The sequence below is a fragment of the Pigmentiphaga litoralis genome (genome assembly GCF_013408655.1).
GTDB lineage: Bacteria > Pseudomonadota > Gammaproteobacteria > Burkholderiales > Burkholderiaceae_B > Pigmentiphaga > Pigmentiphaga litoralis_A.
Genome location: NZ_JACCBP010000001.1, coordinates 3945521 through 3962469, shown reverse-complemented (window position 1 = coordinate 3962469; position 16949 = coordinate 3945521). Strand labels below are relative to the sequence as shown.

The window sequence follows — 16949 nt, the reverse complement described above, 5'->3', positions numbered from 1 at the left end:
GAGGTGAACGACATGCAACGCAAGCACATCTACATGGCGCTCGGCGGTCTGGGCGCAGTGGTGCTGGCCGGCTTCCTGTTGGGACTATGGTTATCGTGGCACGCACCGGCCGACATCGTCACCGCTGCCGGCGCACCGATTCCCGAAAACCGGCCCGGCTCCGCCGAAGCGCCGATCGCACAGATCGACGCCAGCCGTTTCGTTCCGGAACCGCCCCAGCCCCGCCTGGACGGCACCCGCGGCGTTCCCCGCCGCCCCGTTCAGCCGGCCGCGCCGATTCCCATGGTGTCCGCCCTCAGCACGCCGCCGCCCGACACCGTGCTGTCGACGCAGGCGCCGGACCTGCACAAGCTGCAGGAACAGTACGAAGAAGGCAAGACCAGCATCGCCCCGCCCGTGGTGGTGCAATCCGTGCCGCAGGCTCCCATGGCCCCGATCGCCACGGTGGACGCGACCGACATGTCGCCGCCCGTGGCCCAGGGCCCGATCACCCCGCCCACGCCCATGCCGGCATCGGCGGCTGCCGCATCGTCCGCCGGTTCGGGTGGCGAAGGCTGGATGGTGGCGCTGCGCACCGATCTGCAACGCTGTTCCGAACAGGGCTTTGTCAGCCGCGCCATCTGTGTCGAACAGGCCAAATGGCGGCACTGCGGCCCGAATGATGGCTGGGGCAAAATCGCCGAATGCCCGCGCACCGGGAATAACTGATCCCGCCATCACTGACCCTGCCATCACTGACCCTGCCATACCTGACCCTGCTTTTCGGGCGTAAAAAAAGGCCGTGTGCACCTGGTGCAACGCGGCCTTGGTCTTTCTGGCGGCTGCGGGTAACCGCGCCACCATTCACGCAACAGGCAATCAGTCGCCCTGTTCGTCCATCTGCGATTGCAGGTAGTTCTGGATGCCGACCTGATCGATCAGGCCGATCTGCGTTTCCAGATAGTCGATGTGCTCTTCCGTGTCGTCCAGGATTTTCTGGAACAGGTCGCGCGACACGTAGTCGCGAACGCTTTCACAGTAGGCCATGGCTTCCTTGACCGTGGCTTGCGACAGCGTTTCCAGCTGCAGATCGCAATCCAGGATTTCCGGCACGTTTTCGCCGATCAGCAGCTTGTGCAGATCTTGCAGGTTGGGCAGGCCATCCAGCATGAAAATACGCTTGATCAGCAGGTCAGCGTGCTTCATTTCGCCGATCGACTCGTCGTATTCGTGCTTGCCCAGGCGGCCAAAACCCCAGTGATTCAACATGCGGGCATGCAGGAAGTACTGGTTGATCGCCGTCAGCTCGTTGGTGAGCTGCTTGTTCAGATGTTGGATAACGGTCTTGTCGCCTTTCATGATGCACCCCGCAGTATTCGTGAAGAACGAGAGGTTAGCACCGAAGACGCAGAAACCCGGCGACCGTACGTCACCGGGTGATTCGCACCGCGACTAACAAGCGAAATGGATATGAGACGAGGTCTCAACTGCCCTGGCAGGAATACCGGGGCAGCGGGTGGGTCCGGGTGCCGTTTTCAGGCTGCCGCTGCGGCGGTGTCAGGCGGCTGTTGCAGGCGGCCGTTGTAAGGCAGCCGTGTCAGGCAGCCTTCGCGATACGGTGCACCGGGAAGCGGCGGGTCGTGGCGCTGGACCGGGTTGGCGCGGCGGCAGCCGGTGCCACTTCGGGCGCCGGGCGGTTCGCAACGACCATGTCGGCTTCGAAGGCCGCATTGCAGGCGCCCGCGCCAGCCGGCAGGTATTGCCGCGCCGTATCGGCACAGCAACCGCAACACGTGGCCACGCCCAGGTCGAACTGCAGATCGGACAGGGTGTTCGCGCCGGCAGCTACGCTGTCGCGCACTTGACGTTCTGTAATGGCATTGCAGACACAGACGTACATAGGGCGTTACCGTTGCGGGGCTGGCAGGACCAGCCTCGATATCGATGTGAATGAGAGTAATTATTAATAAGTTTTCGAGTGAATGCAAGTGGCCTTACATCGTAGATGCAACGGTGGAGGCGGGCGCGAGCCGCGTCACTGCTGGGTTTGCCGAGGGTGACGGCTCACTTTCCCAGGAAAACCCGGGTGCGGACTCCGGGAAATCGCCTAGCGGCCGGCCACCGCCAGATCGTTGCGCCAACCCCCACCCAGGGCCTTGAACAGGTCCAGCGCGGACGTCAGGCGGGCCAGCCGCAGCTGCACCAGACTGTCCTGGGCCGAAAACAGCGTGCGCTGCGCATCCAGCAGGATGGTGATGTCGTCGGCGCCCTGGCGATAGCGCAATTCCGACAGCCGCACCGTGCGGGCCGCTTCTTCTCGGATTTCCAGTTGGGCGATCTCCGAATTGCGGTTGCGGTCGATGTTCGACAGCGCGTCTACCACTTCCTTCAAGGAGCCCAGCACCGCGTTCCGGTAGGTTTCGACCAGGGCGCGGCGCTGCGACTCGGTCAGGGCGACCTGATTGCGCAGCCGGCCCCCGTCGAACAGCGTCTGCGCCAGGCTGCCGGTCAGGCCCATGCTGTACGCCGGGTTGGCCAGGGAGAGCAGGGCGGCGCTGGCCAGACCTGTGGATCCTGACAGGGACAGGCTGGGCAGCAGCGCGGCCCGCGCCACCGCCACGTTGGCGTCCCCGGCGGCCAGCTGCGCTTCACTGCTGGCCAGGTCGGGGCGCCGCACCAGCAGGTCCGACGGCAAGCCGGCGCCCACTTCGGGAATGGCGATCCCGTCAAAACTGGCGCTTTGCACCGTAAAGCCTTGCGGCGCGCGTCCAAGCAGGATCGCCAGGGCGCTTTCCGCCTGCCGGCCCTGGACTTCCAGCGGCTGGATCGCGGCCCGTTGGGCCAGCACCGTCGTGCGCTGCCGCGACACGTCCAGGTCCGACACCGCGCCATTGCGCTGCCGGATCTCCACGATGTTGAACACCCGTTCGGCAATCGCCAGGTTGTCACGGGCGATCTGCAGCCGCACGCGCGCCGCGATCACCTGGAAATAGGCATTGGCCACTCCCGTCGTCAATGCGAGCCGGGCCGTTTCGTAGTCGTAGCGGTTGGCCGCCAGATTGGCGCGTGTGCCCTGCAGGGTCGCTGCCAGCCGGCCCCACAGGTCGACTTCGTAGCTGATCCCCAGGGTCAGTCCGGTGGATTGCGTATTGCTCCACGCGGCGTTGGACGTGCCCGGATTGTTGCGCCGGTCGGCCGTGGTGCCGTTCAGGCTCAACGCCGGGAACAAGGTTGCGCCGGCCGACCGCACGGTGATCTCCGCCTGCACGACCCGTTCGGCGGCGATGGTCAGCGTGGGGCTGGCGGCCAGGGCGGTGTCCACCAGCGACACCAGCTCGCCTGATTCGAAACGTCGCCACCATTCCAGGTCCAGTTGCCGGTCCGAGGGTGACGGCTCGGCGAAGGCGACCGGCAGGTCCAGTTGGGGGGGCACGCTGTCGATGCGGGTGGCGCAACCGGTGATCGCCAGGAACATGGCGAGGGACACGGCCAAGGCAGCGTTGCGACGAGACGGCGGGGTGCAGGAACGAGGCGGGCGGCGGCAGGACATGTGAAAACGAGCCATACGAAAGGGTGAAAACGTCATGATCACTCCGCCGACAAGGCGACCACGGGGTCGAGCTTGGCGGCTTTCTTGGCTGGCAGGTAGCCGAACACCAGACCGGTCGCAAAGGCGCAGCCAAAGGCCAGCAGCACGGGCGCAATCGAATACTGAATGGGTGTGCCAAAGGCGCCGACCACCGCCGCCACGCCCAGGCCGCCCAGCACGCCGATCGCGCCGCCCAGCGCCGACACCACCACGGCTTCGATCAGGAACTGCTGCATGATGTTGCCCTCGCGCGCGCCGGTCGCCATGCGGATGCCGATCTCGCGCGTGCGCTCCGTGACCGACACCAGCATGATGTTCATCACGCCTATGCCCCCCACCAACAATGAGATGGCGGCAATCGACCCCAGCAGGATCGTCATGGTGTTCTGCGTCTGCTCGGTGGTCTCGATGATCGACGCCATGTTGCGGATCTGGAAATCGACCACGCCATGGCGCTCGAGCAGCACGGTTTCGACCGCGGCCTGCGTGTCGTCGATCTGCTTCAGGTCGTCCACGGCCACCGTCACATTGCGCAGAAAGCGCTGCCCCGACAGGCGCAGGCTGCTGGTCGCGTAGGGCACGAACACAATGTCATCCTGGTCCGAGCCCATGGGCGATGCGCCCCGGTCGCTCATCACGCCGATCACCTGAAAGATCAGGTTGTTGACCAGAATGAATTTGCCGACCGGATCGCTGCCGTCCGTAAATAGCGCCTTGGCCACTGTGGATCCGAGCACGGCCACGGTCGCATAGTCGGCCTCGTCCTGCTCCGAAAAGAAGGTGCCGCGTGCCACCGGCCACTGCCGGGCGATCGGAAACTTGGCCGACGTGCCGTTGATGCTGGTGCTGTAGTCGGCATTGCCCTGGCGCACCGTGGCCGAACTGTTCTGCTCGGGCACCGCAGCCAGCACATTGGGCACCTTGTCGATCGCGTACACGTCATTGAGCACCAGCGTGGCCGTACTGTTGAAGCCGCGCTGGTTCGGCGCGCCGGGCCGCACCAGCAACAGGTTCGACCCCATGGCGCTGATGCGGTCGATCACGGCCTGCTTGGCGCCATCACCGATTGCCAGCATGGTGATTACCGACCCCACGCCGATCACGATGCCCAGCAGCGTCAGCACCGCGCGGAACACGTTGGCGCGCAAGGACCGCAGCGCCATCCGGGCGGCTTCGACCATGTCGCTGAGGCTTGAGCCTGTCTGCCGGTGCACGGGTGGCACGAAGGCGTTGGTTTGGCGGGGTGGGGCGTCTGATGCGGCATCCGACGCGGCGCCTGATGCGGCGTCTGCTGCGGCATCCGATGTTGCATCCGATGCGGCGCCGCGTACCGGCTTGGACGGTCCGGCGTCGCTCACGATGTTGCCGTCCTTGATCTCGATCAGCCGGTCCGCATGATCCGCCACTTCGCGGGCGTGCGTGATCAGGATGACGGTATGGCCGCGTGCCGACAGGTCGGCCAGCAGCTTCATCACATCGGCGCCGCTCTTGCTGTCCAGCGCGCCGGTCGGCTCGTCGGCCAGGATGATGCGTCCGCCATTCATCAGTGCACGTGCAATCGACACCCGCTGCTGCTGTCCACCCGACAACTGGTTCGGACGATGATGACCGCGCTCGCCCAGGCCAAGCTCGTCCAGCAGCGAGGCGGCCCGCGCACGGCGTTCGTCGGGATCCATATGGGAATACATGGCCGGCACTTCGACGTTTTCAATCGCGCTGGCGGTGGCGATCAGGTTGTAGCTCTGGAAGACAAAACCGAAGTCCTCGCGCCGCAGCCGCGCCAGTTCGTCGCGCGACAGGCCCGACACGTCCTGGCCCATGAAGCGGTAGCTGCCGGTTGTGGGGCGATCCAGGCAGCCCAGGATGTTCATCAGCGTCGACTTGCCCGAGCCCGATGCGCCCATCAAGGCCACGAACTCGCCTTCCCGAATCGTCAGGTCCACACCGTGCAGCACCTCAACGGCCAGGTCGCCATTGCGGTAGGTCTTGGTGACGCCCGTCAGTTCGATCAGCGGCGGGGCGTCGTCGGTGGGCATGGAGGCTGGCCCGTGGCCAATGTCATGTCCGATGCCAGGGCCCGTGGCGGGGCTCGTGTCTTGTGTCTTAGGAATGCCGGATGTCATGCGTCGCGCCTCATCGCCCACGCGGGGCGCCGGCGGGCATGCCCGGAGGCATCGCGCCCGGTGGCATGGCGTTGCCCGATGCCCCGCGTGCCGGCGTCGCCTGCTGACGCACTCCGGCAATCACCTGCTCGCCTTCTTCCAGGCCGGACAGCACCTGGATCTGCACCCGGTTGCTCACGCCCACTTCGATCTGCCGTTCCTCGATCTTGCCGTCGGCCGTCAGCACCTGGATCGTGGCGCGGCGCGGACCGCGGGAAGGGCGGCGCGTTGGTGCGTCGGCGTTGGCGGAAGGTTGGCCCGTCGATTCGGCAGCCGTGGCGCCCGCAGTCGCGGCGCCAGCAGTCGCGGCGGCGCTGGGTCGCGCGTTCGCGCCGTCGCGCGAGCCCGGCACCGAGCCTGCCGACGCGCGGTCCGCGCCTGCCCCGCGACCCGTACCCGGTCCCTGCTGCATCCCCTCACGCCCGGCCCGCGGGCCACGATTGCCTTGCTGGACCGCCGCCACCGGCAGCAGCAGCGTGTCCTTGACCGACGTGGCAACGAAGAACACCTGCGCCGTCATCGACGTCATCAACGCGCGGTTGGCGTTCGGTACGTCGAACAGGGCGTTGTACAGCACCACGTTGTTGGTCACGGTCGGCGTCGGCTCGATCTTGCGCAGCGTGCCCCACCACCGCTGGCCGCTGCTGCCCAACGTCGTGAAGTACACATCCATCCCCTGACGCAGCTTGTTCACGTCCGCTTCGGACACCTGGGTCTGCACGGTCATGGTCGACAAATCGGCGATCCGCAAGATGATCGGCGCCGACTGGTTGCTGTTCAGCGTCTGTCCCTGCCGCGCCGTGATCGACACCACCGTGCCGCTCATGGGCGCGTAAATCTTCGCGTAATTCAGGTTGGCTTCGTCGGCCCGCAGCGTCGATTCGGTCTGCTCGATCTGCGCCTGCAGCGCCGCGATCTGCGCGCGCGACGACTTCAACGCGGCCTCGGCCTGCTGGTAGGCGTCGGCACTGGTCGCGCCTTCGGCCCGCAATGCTTCCTGGCGTTTGAACTGCAATTCGGCCAGCACCAGTTGCGCCTCGCGATCCAGCTTGGTCGCCTTCTGATTGCGCAGACCCGCGCGCCGGGCATCCACGTTGGCCAGGAACACGGTCGGGTCGATCTCGGCAAGCAGATCGCGCTCGGTCACGACAGACCCCACTTCCACGTGGATCTTCTTCAACTGCCCCGACACCTGCGCGCCCACATCCACGTATTCGCGCGGCTGCAAGGTGCCGGTGGCGGACACCAGGTCTTCCAGGTCGCCCCGCGTCACCGGCACGATCTGGTACAGCTCGCGCGGGCTCTTGGCCGCGAACATCTGCTTCCACGCGATGTAGCCGCCCGCCCCAAGGACGGCAAGGATCACTGCGGCGATCACGGCGCGGCGCATCGACAAGCCACGCGGCCGAGCACCTGGCTGGGCGTGTGGTGGCGCGCCGTGGCGGGCAGAAGACGAAGGGGAAGCAGGTACTGGCATGGGCATCAACGCAGCAGTCGATTCATAAACGACGCAACGCCGACCACGGCGCCGCGCAAGGATGAGCGGCGCCAGTGTGCGCAATGGCCAGACGTAACGCAATGCTTCAGGGCATCGCGAAATTCATTGAAATAGATTTCAGATAAAAAGGGCGGCGAGGCGTCCTGGCGCCCCGCCATGCCCTGGGCTCAATACGGGCTGGCGGTCGGGCGCACGATGATCTCGCTGACGTCCACGTCGGCCGGCTGGTTGATCGCGTATTCCATCGCGCGCGCAATGGCATCGGCGGGGATGGCGACGCGGCGGAAGGTGCGCATTTCTTCGCGGCCGCCTTCATCGGAAATGCTTTCGGCCAATTCCGATTCTGTCACCCCCGGAGAAATGACAGTGACGCGCAGGTCCGCACCCGCTTCCTGCCGCAGTCCTTCCGACAACGCGGCCACGGCGAACTTGGTTGCGCAATACACCGCCGCGGTCGGGCTCACGGCATGGCCGCCGATCGACGACACATTGATCACATGTCCTGACCGCTGCGCCTGCATGATGGGCAATACGGCCGCAATGCCATGCAGCACACCGCGAATGTTGACGTCGATCATGCGATTCCATTCATCGATCTTCAACGCGTCGATCCGCGACAGCGGCATCACGCCCGCATTGTTGACGATCACATCGATCCGGCCAAAGCGGTGCTGCGCTTCGGTCGCGAAGGCCTGCACGCTGTCCAGCTGCGTCACGTCCAGCGCCTGGACGTGCACCGTGGCGCCGGTTGCGCGCAGGTCGTCGGCCAAGACGTGCAGGCGGTCGACCCGGCGCGCGCCGAGCATCAGCGTGTGGCCGGCCTGCGCCAGGCGGCGGGCTGTCGCTTCACCGATGCCGCTGCTGGCGCCGGTGATCAGGATGACTTTGCGGTCGGTCGTCGAAAGTGTCTGAACAGGGGGAGTGGTCGTCGTCATGGTTCATGTCCTTGAAAGAGAAGCGGAACAGCGGGCGGGGCGAACAACGCCTGCCGTTCGACAAGGCCTCCATCCTAGGATCCCCATGGACCGGTGCGAATGGCCAGGGCTATCCGAGTCTTGCCTATTCCTATGCCGCTTCATTGCCACGTGGCGTATACCGACCGATTCATGGCACATTTCCATGTCGGCAACACGGCGGCGCCACGCCCTGCAGTCACGACATCACAACGTTGTCCCACCACGCCACCTACCCTGGCAGATCCACCATGACCTTGATGTCCGATCTCCCGAAGCACGTCCCCGCGAACCGCGCCGACCCCACATCGCAGCACACCCAGCAGCAGCGCATGATCGACCTGCTGAAGGAACTCGCGCCGTCCGAGGGATACACCCAATCGCCGCTCGACAGCGTGCGCTACATGCGCGCGAACGGGCCGCTGGGGCGCACCCCGGTGCTGTACGAACCCAGCATCGTCATCGTCTGCCAGGGCCGCAAACGCGGCTTTTTTGGCGACCAGGTCTACGTGTACGACGCGCAGCATTACCTGGTGCTGTCCGTGCCGCTGCCGTTTTCAACCGAGACCGAAGCGTCCGCCGACGAACCCATGCTGGGCGTGGCGCTGCGCATCGACCTGGCCATGCTGTCCGATCTGCTGATGACGCTGGACCATGCCGATGCCGCGATCGCCGACGCGCCGCGGGGCATGGTCGCCACCCGGCTCGACGACCGGCTGGCCGCGGCGGCGGTCAGGTTGCTCGAGGCCTTGCGCTCGCGGGTCGAAACGCAAGTCCTTGGCCCCGCCATCGTGCGCGAGATCGCATACCTGGTGCTGATGGGCGAGCAGGGCGGCGCCTTGCGGGCTGCGCTCACCAGCCAGGGGCAGTTCGGCAAGGTCGCGAAGGCGTTGCGGCGGATTCATGCCGACTACGCGTCGTCGCTGGATGTTGGCCAATTGGCGCGTGAGGCGGGCATGAGCGGACCGGCCTTCCACGCGCACTTCAAGGCCGTGACGCACACGTCGCCCATCCAATATCTGAAGTCGACGCGGTTGCATCAGGCGCGGCTGCTGATGATCCGGCAGGGGCTGACGGCCGCGGCGGCGTCGGCGCGGGTGGGGTATGAAAGCCCCTCGCAGTTCAGCCGCGAGTTCAAACGCTTCTTTGGCCGCAGCCCGGTGGAAGAGGCCGGCTACATGAAGACGTTGTTTGCGCTGACACCGGCTCGATCAGAAGGCGGGCGGTACGTGACCGCACACTGATGGCTGTCGCTGTCGCTGTCGCTGTCGCTGTCGCTGTCGCTGTCGCTGTCGCTGCCGCTGCCGCTGCGGCGCGGCGCGCCCCTGCATCGTCGCCATTCTGATCTGCGGGGCCGACTATCCGTGCCGCCCTGACAGGACGCCCCCCCCGCTGCCATTACGTTTGGACAGACCCCCGCATCGCCCTTTGCGGCACAATCTCACTCAACTCATGAGGTGCCAAACAGCGTGCTGGATTTTCTTCTTGACCGGGCCCGGGTGCCTGTCCCATCGACTTCCCTTGAACTGCGCATCGCCGGCCGCGCCTGCGGCTGGGTCGCGGCCGACGTTCCCGCACTGCTGACCGACCTGTCCGCCGACTTTGCGCTGGACCCCACCACGCTGCACTTTCTGCCCTCGCAGGCGCAACTGGTGGGCGCCTTGGGCTGGCCCACCGCAACCGTCAGTGCACTGATGGAACGCGTGGCCAAGACCCTGTATGCGGCCGGCCGCCTGACCGGCTGGCGCAACGAACTGCTCGATGTGGTGGACGACAAGGGGGAGGTGCGTGGCGTGATCGAACGGGCCGCCGTGCGTCCATTGGGCATCGCGACGCATGCCGTGCACCTGGACGCCTGGACGCCCGACGGCGACCTGTGGATCGCGCAGCGCGCGCTGACCAAGAACACCGACCCCGGCATGTGGGACACCCTGGTGGGCGGACTGATCAGTGCGGGGGAAACGCCGGAATTTGCGCTGGAACGCGAGAGCTGGGAAGAAGCCGGACTGCATGCGTCGGCCCTCGCCAACAGCCACCGCGTAGGCCAGTTCCGGGTTGAACGCGTCTTGCCCGAGGGCTACCAGGTCGAGATCGTGACGGTGGTCGATTGTGTGCTCGACAAGGACGCGCAGCCAGAAAACCAGGACGGCGAAGTCATCGCGATCCGGGCTGCGCCAGTCAAGGAAGTGCTGGGCCTGCTGGCCGACGGCGCCTTCACGCTTGAAGCGTCCCTGTCCTTGCTGTTGAGCCTGGACGCGCGTGGGATCCAGACCGGCGTCGAACGCGATGCATTGCGGCGCCTGGCCTTGCCGCGCTGACTGTGGAGTCCATGCCGCCTGATCGCCGATCACATGCCCCGCAAATTGGCGATCGCATCATGGCGGTATGACTACGGCGACGGCATGGATCGCGGGGCACCAGTCTGCCCGTTGATCCTTCCTACTGCTGTGCCTGCTGTTGCGCCTGCCGCGTCCGGTGCTCGAACCAGACGGCCAGCGCGCGCTGCGCCGTTTTCGGCAAGGTTTCCAGGTCGATCTCGCGCTGATGCGCCATGATCATCTGCGCATACGGCGTCGCCAGTGCGTTGGCTTCGGCGCACAGGCGCTGCTCTTCGCCCGTCGACGGATGACGTTGCCGCCAGAAGTTGATGGCTTGTTCGATGTCGTTCAAGGTCATGTGCATGCCCCTATTCTGAGCCCTCTACGCGGCACCCGCGCAACAGCCCGTCACATTTCGACATGCTCGAAACACAAACCTGCTGAGCTTGTGCACGCCGGAAACAGCCTTGGAACAGGCTTGGATGTACCTTACGTGAATCTTACGTGTGGAGCCTCATCATGTCCCCATTCAAACGCATTGGCGCCCCATTTCCAGTGATCAGGCGCGAGCGCGGCGCCGCGTCGCTGCATCCGCTGATCGCTGCGGCAGCCGTGTGTCTCATCATCATGTCAGGCGTAGCCGTCGCCGTCATGACAGGCGTCCTGCCCTCTCCGATGGCCAAGTCCGGACCGGAAAGCCAACTCAGCGCCGATGCGCGCGAGCTGGAAGCCGACACGGTTGCCAGCCGTTTTGGCAAGGGCCCCACGACGACCGCCATGGCGCCGGTGCGCAGCGCCGAGCCTGTTGAACGTGCAGTCGAACGCGCACCGGTCGAGCGCGCCCCAGAGCCCGCGCCACAACGGCTTGCCGCCGTGAATCGCTGCTCGGATTGCGGTGTCGTCACCAGCGTACGTGCCGTCAAGGTCGAAGGCCAGGGCAGTGGTGTGGGGGCAGTTGGCGGCGGTGTCGTCGGCGGCCTGGTCGGCAATCAGTTCGGCGGCGGCAATGGCCGGACGGCACTGACGTTGCTGGGCGCGGCCGGTGGCGCGCTGGCGGGTCATGAAGTCGAAAAGCACGTGCGCAGCACGACCAGCTATCAGATGACGGTCCGCATGGACAACGGCACCACGCGCACCTTCCGCAGCGCCTCGCCCTACAACTGGCGCGAAGGCGATCCGGTGCGTGTGATCAATGGCCGCGTCAGCTCGCGCAACGTCGAGTCCGGCATGCAGTCGGTCCGGGTGAACGACGCCGGTTAAGGCGTGTGGCGGGGAAGCTTGTCAGTGCACTGAATGGATAGTCAGTGCACCTGCAATATCCGTCAGTGCACTGATGTGATCGTCAGTGCACGTTGATTATCCCGCAGTGCACTGACCTCATCCGTCAGTGCACTGATGTCATTTTCGTTTGCGCGCCTTGGGTGCCAGCATCGTGCCGCGGCAGTGCGCCGATCCGCACAGGCACTTGTACTCGTCCTTGAGCTTCTGCGTATAGCGCGCGTCGATCACCAGGCCGTAGTCGTAGAACAGTTCTTCGCCACGCGGAATCGGCTGCAAGGACACCACGAAAATGCGGCCGTCATCGGTCTCTTCCGTCTCGCAATTGGGCTCGCACGAATGATTGATCCAGCGGGCGTCATTGCCGCCCTGGCTGCCATCGATCACCTTGCCGTTGCCCAGCGCAAAAAAGAAGGTATGGAAAGGATCGTCCGGATTCACCGGATGACGGCGGTCCGCCTCGGCGCTGCTGATCAGCTCGCCGATGTATTCCATGATCCGCACGCCTGCCGGGATCTTGCGTTTGGCATAGATGCCATTGCCGTGGATGCGGGAACGCTTGACCACATGCCAGGGCTTGGGCGGAATCCCCATCGCGTCGAAGGTATCGTTGGCGTCAGGGGTGTCGTCATCCGGCATCTCGGCGGACGGCTGGCGGGAAGAAGGAGCGGGCTGGCTTGTCATTGACGCATCAAGATAAAAAGCGCTGAAGGACGAAAGGGTGCAAACCCCGGCCGCACGATGATCGATCGGTGCGGCGGGTCCGCGGATTGTCGCATGGCAGGCTGCCTGCGCAGTCAGCGGGGTTACAGTAAACAGGGATCAGGCAACGCTGCCAAGGCCGCGCGGTTAGTGCAGCGCGCCCAGGGCCACGCGATCAGTGCAGCACTCCCCACCGTTCCACGGCCGGTTCGGCGGCGGCCCACTGCCACGCGCCGCTGGAATGTTGGCAGACTTGCGTCGTGAACCACTGCCACGTGATCGCATCCTTCTTGCCGCCTTCCACCGACACGGCCACTTCCTTGCACGGCGCCAGGGCATTGTCGATATTGCGCAAGACCGTGACCTCGCCCCGTGCGTCGTTGTAGGACAGACGGTGATGCACCGACCACAGCCGGCTTTCGCCCACGGCCATCTGGCCGGCCGCCTGCGCCACCTGGTCCTGTTCGGCGCGCTGCATGTCGCGGAATACCTTGGCCACGCCGGCATCGGTCGCGGACCGCACGGCCACGCCAACGCCGATACCGATGGCCGGGTTGCCCGTCGCCGCGCCGGTCATGATGCCCGCTGCCGCGCCGGTAAAGCCGCCGATCGATCCGCAGCCGCTCATCACCGCCGCCACGGTCGACATCGATGCGGTCATGACCGCAACCCGCAACCAGCGGCGGTGGGGTGCCTGTCCGATGCGCGATACGGCGGGGATCACTGCAGGGCTCCCCAACGCTGCGTCGCCGGTTCCGCCGACGCCCATTTCCACGCGTTCACGTCGCGGCAGATGGTCGCCACATAGAAGCCGCTGCGGGGCACTTCCTCTTTCACGTCATCCACGGAAAAGACGATTTCCTTGCACGTCAGCGCGCCCGATCCCATCTCGCGGTTGACGGTCACGCGGCCGCGCACGTTCGGCTCGATCTCCAGCTTGTGATAGCTCTCCCACTGCGCCACCTGGCCCACCGCCAGGTTGCCCGCGACTTGCGCGATGCGGTCCTGCTGATTGCGGTGATACCGTTTTTCGATGTGCTTCACGCCCGCTTCGGCCGCGGCCAGCACACCCAGGCCGATGCCCGATGCCACCGTGGCGTTGGTCGTGACCTGCGATGCAATCGCGGCGCCGCCGATACCGGCTGCCGTCGACGCGCCTTCATGGAACAGCGAACTGCAGGCGCTGGTCGACAGCGCGGCGATCAATGTCAGGGCAAGCAGCGGGACCGATGGAAGGCGGCGGGCGTCGGCAGTGCGATTCGCCAGCCGGGCGGTGATGGGGGGTGCATTGAACGACATGCTGACCTCGTGGGTGACGGAAAGAGACGCGGGGTGAACACCCGCGCAGGACGGCGCGCGGGTACATCGTGCGGCGGAACAATCGGGGTGGAACGATGCTGCAGGCAACGGGCGCGCAAGAGCGCATTGAGTCTACCCCGGGCATTCAGCTTGGACTGTGGTGCGCAGCCGCGCAAGACGCGTCTGGGTTGTAAGGAGAGCAGGGGGATGTGTTGCTGATGGTTAGAGCGCTTAGCGTCGTGCTCTGCAATAGCCGCGATCCTGCTCTGCATTACGGTTGGCCGCGTGAACGAAGCCGCAGGGTCCTGTGCGCGATTGCACGGGACGCGTCGCGCCATATCCAGCGGCTGATCAAGAAAAAAGCCCATGCATTTGCATGGGCTTTCGACATCTGCCGGATGAGGATCGAGGTCCGGGACGGCGACCGCCTCGGACCTGCAGCCCTTCGGGCCTGCATCCAGTCGGACCTGCATTCCCTTATGCAGCAGCCTTCTTTACCGCCGCTTTCTTGGCCGCGGCCTTTTTCGCGGGCGCCTTCTTGGCAGCGGCCTTTTTGACGGCAGTCTTCTTCACTGCCGTCTTCTTGGTTGCTGCCTTCTTTGCAGGAGCCTTCTTGGCGGGTGCCCGGCCCGTGCCGGCCTCGGCGGCCTCACCATTCGCCGTCTTGGCCGGGGCCTTGCCCGGCTTGGCCGGACGCGGCTCGAACTCGAAGCCCACCTTGCCGTCCGGACCGCGCGTCAGGAACGCCTTGAACTTGCGGTTGGTGCGGCTGGACACGAAATTCTGCAGCAGATCCGTACGGCCTTCGTTCAGCAACTTGCCCATCTGTTCGGTCGAAATGTCTTGCTGCAGGATCACCTTGCCCGACTTGAAGTCGCAGCTGCGTTCCGGCCCCACCGACTTTTCGCACAGGTAGCTCATGCCCCATTCGAACACCCGGTTCGAGCACTTCGGGCACGGGCCGACCGGCGTGTGGCCGGAAAAGTCGATGGCTTCTGCCGCTTCGTCATCGGCCTGGCCAAAGTCGAATTCCAGCTTGAACTCGTCGGTGATGCGCAAGATGGCCGAGAAGGGCCGGCCCATCTTGCTGATGAATCCGTTGAGCGGGCCGATCTCTTTCTTGGCCAGCAATTCTTCCACTTCCGATTGCTCGAAAGTGCGGCCGCCGGGATGCTTGCCGATCGAAAAGTCGCACGCCGTGCACGCATAGCGGCGATAGTTTTCCTTCACCACCTTGCTGCATTTGGGGCAGGGCGTGGTCAGGGTCGCGTAGTCGCCGGGCACCGTATCGCGGTCGTATTCCTTCGCGCGCTTGACGATCACTTCCGTCATCCGCGCGATTTCCTGCATGAAGGCTTCGCGTGCGAGTGCACCCTGTTCGATCTGGCTGAGCTTGTGTTCCCACTCGCCCGTCAGTTCCGGCGACGTCAGTTCGTCCACGTCCAGGCCCGACAGCAGCGTCATCAGCTGGCGCGCCTTGGCGGTCGGCACCAGTTCGCGGCCTTCGCGGCGCAGGTACACCTCGTTGATCAGGCCTTCGATGATGCCCGCGCGCGTGGCCGGGGTGCCCAGCCCGCGTGCCGACATGGCCTCGCGCAGTTCTTCGTCTTCCACCAGCTTGCCAGCGCCTTCCATGGCCGACAGCAGCGTCGCTTCGGTGTAGCGCGCGGGCGGCTTGGTCGCCAGGCCCACGGCCTCGACGCTTTGCGTCTTGACCTTCTCGTCGGGCGCCACGGCCGTCAGGGTCGCGTCTTCGCCGACCGTATCGCGGCCATACACGGCCATCCAGCCGGCATTCACCAGCACCTTGCCTTCGGTCTTGAAGCGATGCGTGTTCACTTCGGTGATGCGGGTGGTCAGCAGGAATTCGGCCGCCGGGAAGAACACGGCCAGGAAGCGCTTGACGACCATGTCGTACAGCTTGGCTTCGGCCTCGCTCAGTTCGCGGGGAGCCTGCAGGGTCGGGATGATCGCAAAGTGATCCGACACTTTCTTGTTGTCGAAAATGCGGCGATTGGGCCGGACCCACTGATTCTTGATGATCGTCGACGCATGCTGCGCGTAGGCGGGCTTGCCTTCGGTCAGCGTCTGCATGGTCTGCTGGACGGTCTGGATATAGTCTTCGGGCAGATAGCGCGAGTCGGTCCGCGGGTAGGTCAGCGCCTTGTGGCGTTCGTACAGCGTCTGCGCCAGCGACAGCGTGGTCTTGGCCGAGAAGCCGAAGCGCGAGTTGGCCTCGCGCTGCAGCGTGGTCAGGTCATACAGCAGGCCCGACAGCTGGCTCGACGGCTTGGATTCTTCCGTAACCGTGCCCACGCCATCGCGGCATGCCGCCACGATCTCGTCGGCGGCAGCCTGGGTCCAGACGCGCGAGTCGCGCTTTTCCGGGTCCAGCGGATCTTTGGTGTGCTTGGGATCGAACCAGCGGCCGTCATAGGTGCCCGCCGCCGCAGCAAACTGCGCACGGACTTCCCAGAAATCTCGCGATACGAACTTGCGGATGCGTTCTTCGCGTTCGGCCACGATGGCCAGCGTGGGCGTCTGCACCCGGCCGACCGGCGTCTTGAAGAAGCCGCCGTCCTTGCTGTTGAACGCAGTCATGGCCCGCGTGCCGTTGATGCCGACCAGCCAGTCGGCCTCGGCGCGCGACCGTGCCGCCGCTTCGAGCGGCTGCATGATGGCGTCGCTGCGCAGGTCGTTGAACGCGTCGCGGATTGCCTGTTGCGTCATGGACTGCAGCCACAGGCGCTGGATCGGCTTGTTCGTCTTGGCGTACTGGACGATGTAGCGAAAGATCAGTTCTCCCTCGCGTCCCGCGTCGCAGGCGTTGATAACGGCATCGACGTCCTTGCGTTTCAGCAGGCGCACCAGCAGGCGCAAGCGTTCTTCCGACCGCTTGTCGGCGGGACCCAGGCCGAATTCGGGCGGAATCACCGGCAGGTGCGTGAAGCTCCACTTGCCCTTGACCGGGTCGTTGGGTGCGACGAGCGTCAGCAGGTGGCCGACGCTCGAGGAAAGGACGTGTTCGTCGCTTTCGAAGTACTCGCCCTCGCGCTTGAAGCCGCCCAGGGCTCGCGAAATATCCAGCGCTACCGAGGGTTTCTCGGCGATGATCAGTGTCTTGCCCATTGAAATCCAGTTGAACAGAGCCGACGCCAAATAAAGTGCGTC

Annotated in this window: 15 protein-coding genes; 4 read left to right on the top strand and 11 right to left on the bottom strand. The window is 65.2% G+C overall.

Going from position 1 to position 16949, the window contains the following annotated elements; all coding sequences use genetic code 11:
- The first annotated feature begins 12 nt into the window (after positions 1–12).
- Positions 13–708, top strand: coding sequence for a hypothetical protein (locus HD883_RS18060; RefSeq protein WP_179582970.1), 696 nt, complete (start codon positions 13–15; stop codon positions 706–708).
- Between the two features lie 150 nt (positions 709–858).
- Here the strand turns inward: HD883_RS18060 and bfr are convergent, their stop codons facing one another.
- The 6 genes from bfr to HD883_RS18030 all read right to left on the bottom strand — a co-directional run bounded on the left by bfr (position 859) and on the right by HD883_RS18030 (position 8163).
- Complete coding sequence (gene bfr / locus HD883_RS18055) at positions 859–1338, bottom strand: bacterioferritin (RefSeq protein WP_179582979.1); 480 nt, start codon at positions 1336–1338, stop codon at positions 859–861.
- A 238-nt stretch (positions 1339–1576) separates the two neighbouring features.
- Positions 1577–1879 (bottom strand): (2Fe-2S)-binding protein, encoded by a 303-nt coding sequence (locus tag HD883_RS18050; RefSeq protein WP_179582986.1) that lies wholly within the window; start codon positions 1877–1879, stop codon positions 1577–1579.
- 207 nt (positions 1880–2086) lie between these two features.
- Positions 2087–3466, bottom strand: coding sequence for an efflux transporter outer membrane subunit (locus HD883_RS18045; RefSeq protein WP_373563438.1), 1380 nt, complete (start codon positions 3464–3466; stop codon positions 2087–2089).
- Between the two features lie 101 nt (positions 3467–3567).
- The gene (locus tag HD883_RS18040) at positions 3568–5604 is read right to left on the bottom strand and encodes a MacB family efflux pump subunit (protein WP_179582988.1); all 2037 of its coding nucleotides are present in this window, start codon (positions 5602–5604) and stop codon (positions 3568–3570) included.
- A 97-nt stretch (positions 5605–5701) separates the two neighbouring features.
- Positions 5702–7120 carry an efflux RND transporter periplasmic adaptor subunit gene (locus tag HD883_RS18035; protein ID WP_179582990.1) on the bottom strand — a complete coding sequence of 473 codons (1419 nt, stop codon included), beginning with the start codon at positions 7118–7120 and terminating at the stop codon, positions 5702–5704.
- A gap of 275 nt (positions 7121–7395) precedes the next feature.
- The gene (locus tag HD883_RS18030; RefSeq protein WP_179582992.1) at positions 7396–8163 is read right to left on the bottom strand and encodes an SDR family oxidoreductase; all 768 of its coding nucleotides are present in this window, start codon (positions 8161–8163) and stop codon (positions 7396–7398) included.
- Positions 8164–8513: 350 nt separating this feature from the next.
- Between HD883_RS18030 and HD883_RS18025 the strand changes: the two genes are divergently transcribed.
- Entirely contained in the window at positions 8514–9425 is a 912-nt protein-coding gene (locus HD883_RS18025; RefSeq protein WP_179588475.1) for an AraC family transcriptional regulator, read from the top strand.
- Between the two features lie 225 nt (positions 9426–9650).
- Positions 9651–10499, top strand: a complete 849-nt coding sequence (locus tag HD883_RS18020) for an NUDIX hydrolase (RefSeq protein ID WP_373563399.1) — start codon at positions 9651–9653, stop codon at positions 10497–10499.
- A 121-nt stretch (positions 10500–10620) separates the two neighbouring features.
- Here HD883_RS18020 and HD883_RS18015 read toward each other — a convergent pair whose 3' ends face one another.
- The gene (locus HD883_RS18015; RefSeq protein ID WP_179582996.1) at positions 10621–10863 is read right to left on the bottom strand and encodes a DUF3717 domain-containing protein; all 243 of its coding nucleotides are present in this window, start codon (positions 10861–10863) and stop codon (positions 10621–10623) included.
- Positions 10864–11018: 155 nt separating this feature from the next.
- Here HD883_RS18015 and HD883_RS18010 point away from each other — a divergent pair, with 155 nt between their 5' ends.
- Positions 11019–11759, top strand: a complete 741-nt coding sequence (locus tag HD883_RS18010) for a glycine zipper 2TM domain-containing protein (protein ID WP_179582998.1) — start codon at positions 11019–11021, stop codon at positions 11757–11759.
- 138 nt (positions 11760–11897) lie between these two features.
- On the opposite strand, the gene HD883_RS18005 is transcribed toward HD883_RS18010, so the two are convergent.
- The 4 genes from HD883_RS18005 to HD883_RS17990 form a co-directional block, all read right to left on the bottom strand.
- Entirely contained in the window at positions 11898–12371 is a 474-nt protein-coding gene (locus HD883_RS18005) for an SET domain-containing protein (RefSeq protein ID WP_179588476.1), read from the bottom strand.
- Positions 12372–12654: 283 nt separating this feature from the next.
- A complete protein-coding gene (locus HD883_RS18000; RefSeq protein ID WP_373563398.1) occupies positions 12655–13203 on the bottom strand; it encodes a hypothetical protein in 549 nt (182 codons plus the stop codon).
- A complete protein-coding gene (locus HD883_RS17995) occupies positions 13200–13778 on the bottom strand; it encodes a hypothetical protein (RefSeq protein ID WP_179583000.1) in 579 nt (192 codons plus the stop codon). Before HD883_RS17995 ends, HD883_RS18000 begins: the two co-directional genes overlap by 4 nt.
- 477 nt (positions 13779–14255) lie before the next feature.
- On the bottom strand, positions 14256–16907 hold the full coding sequence (locus HD883_RS17990; RefSeq protein ID WP_179583002.1) for a DNA topoisomerase III: 2652 nt from the start codon (positions 16905–16907) through the stop codon (positions 14256–14258).
- Positions 16908–16949: the final 42 nt, after the last annotated feature.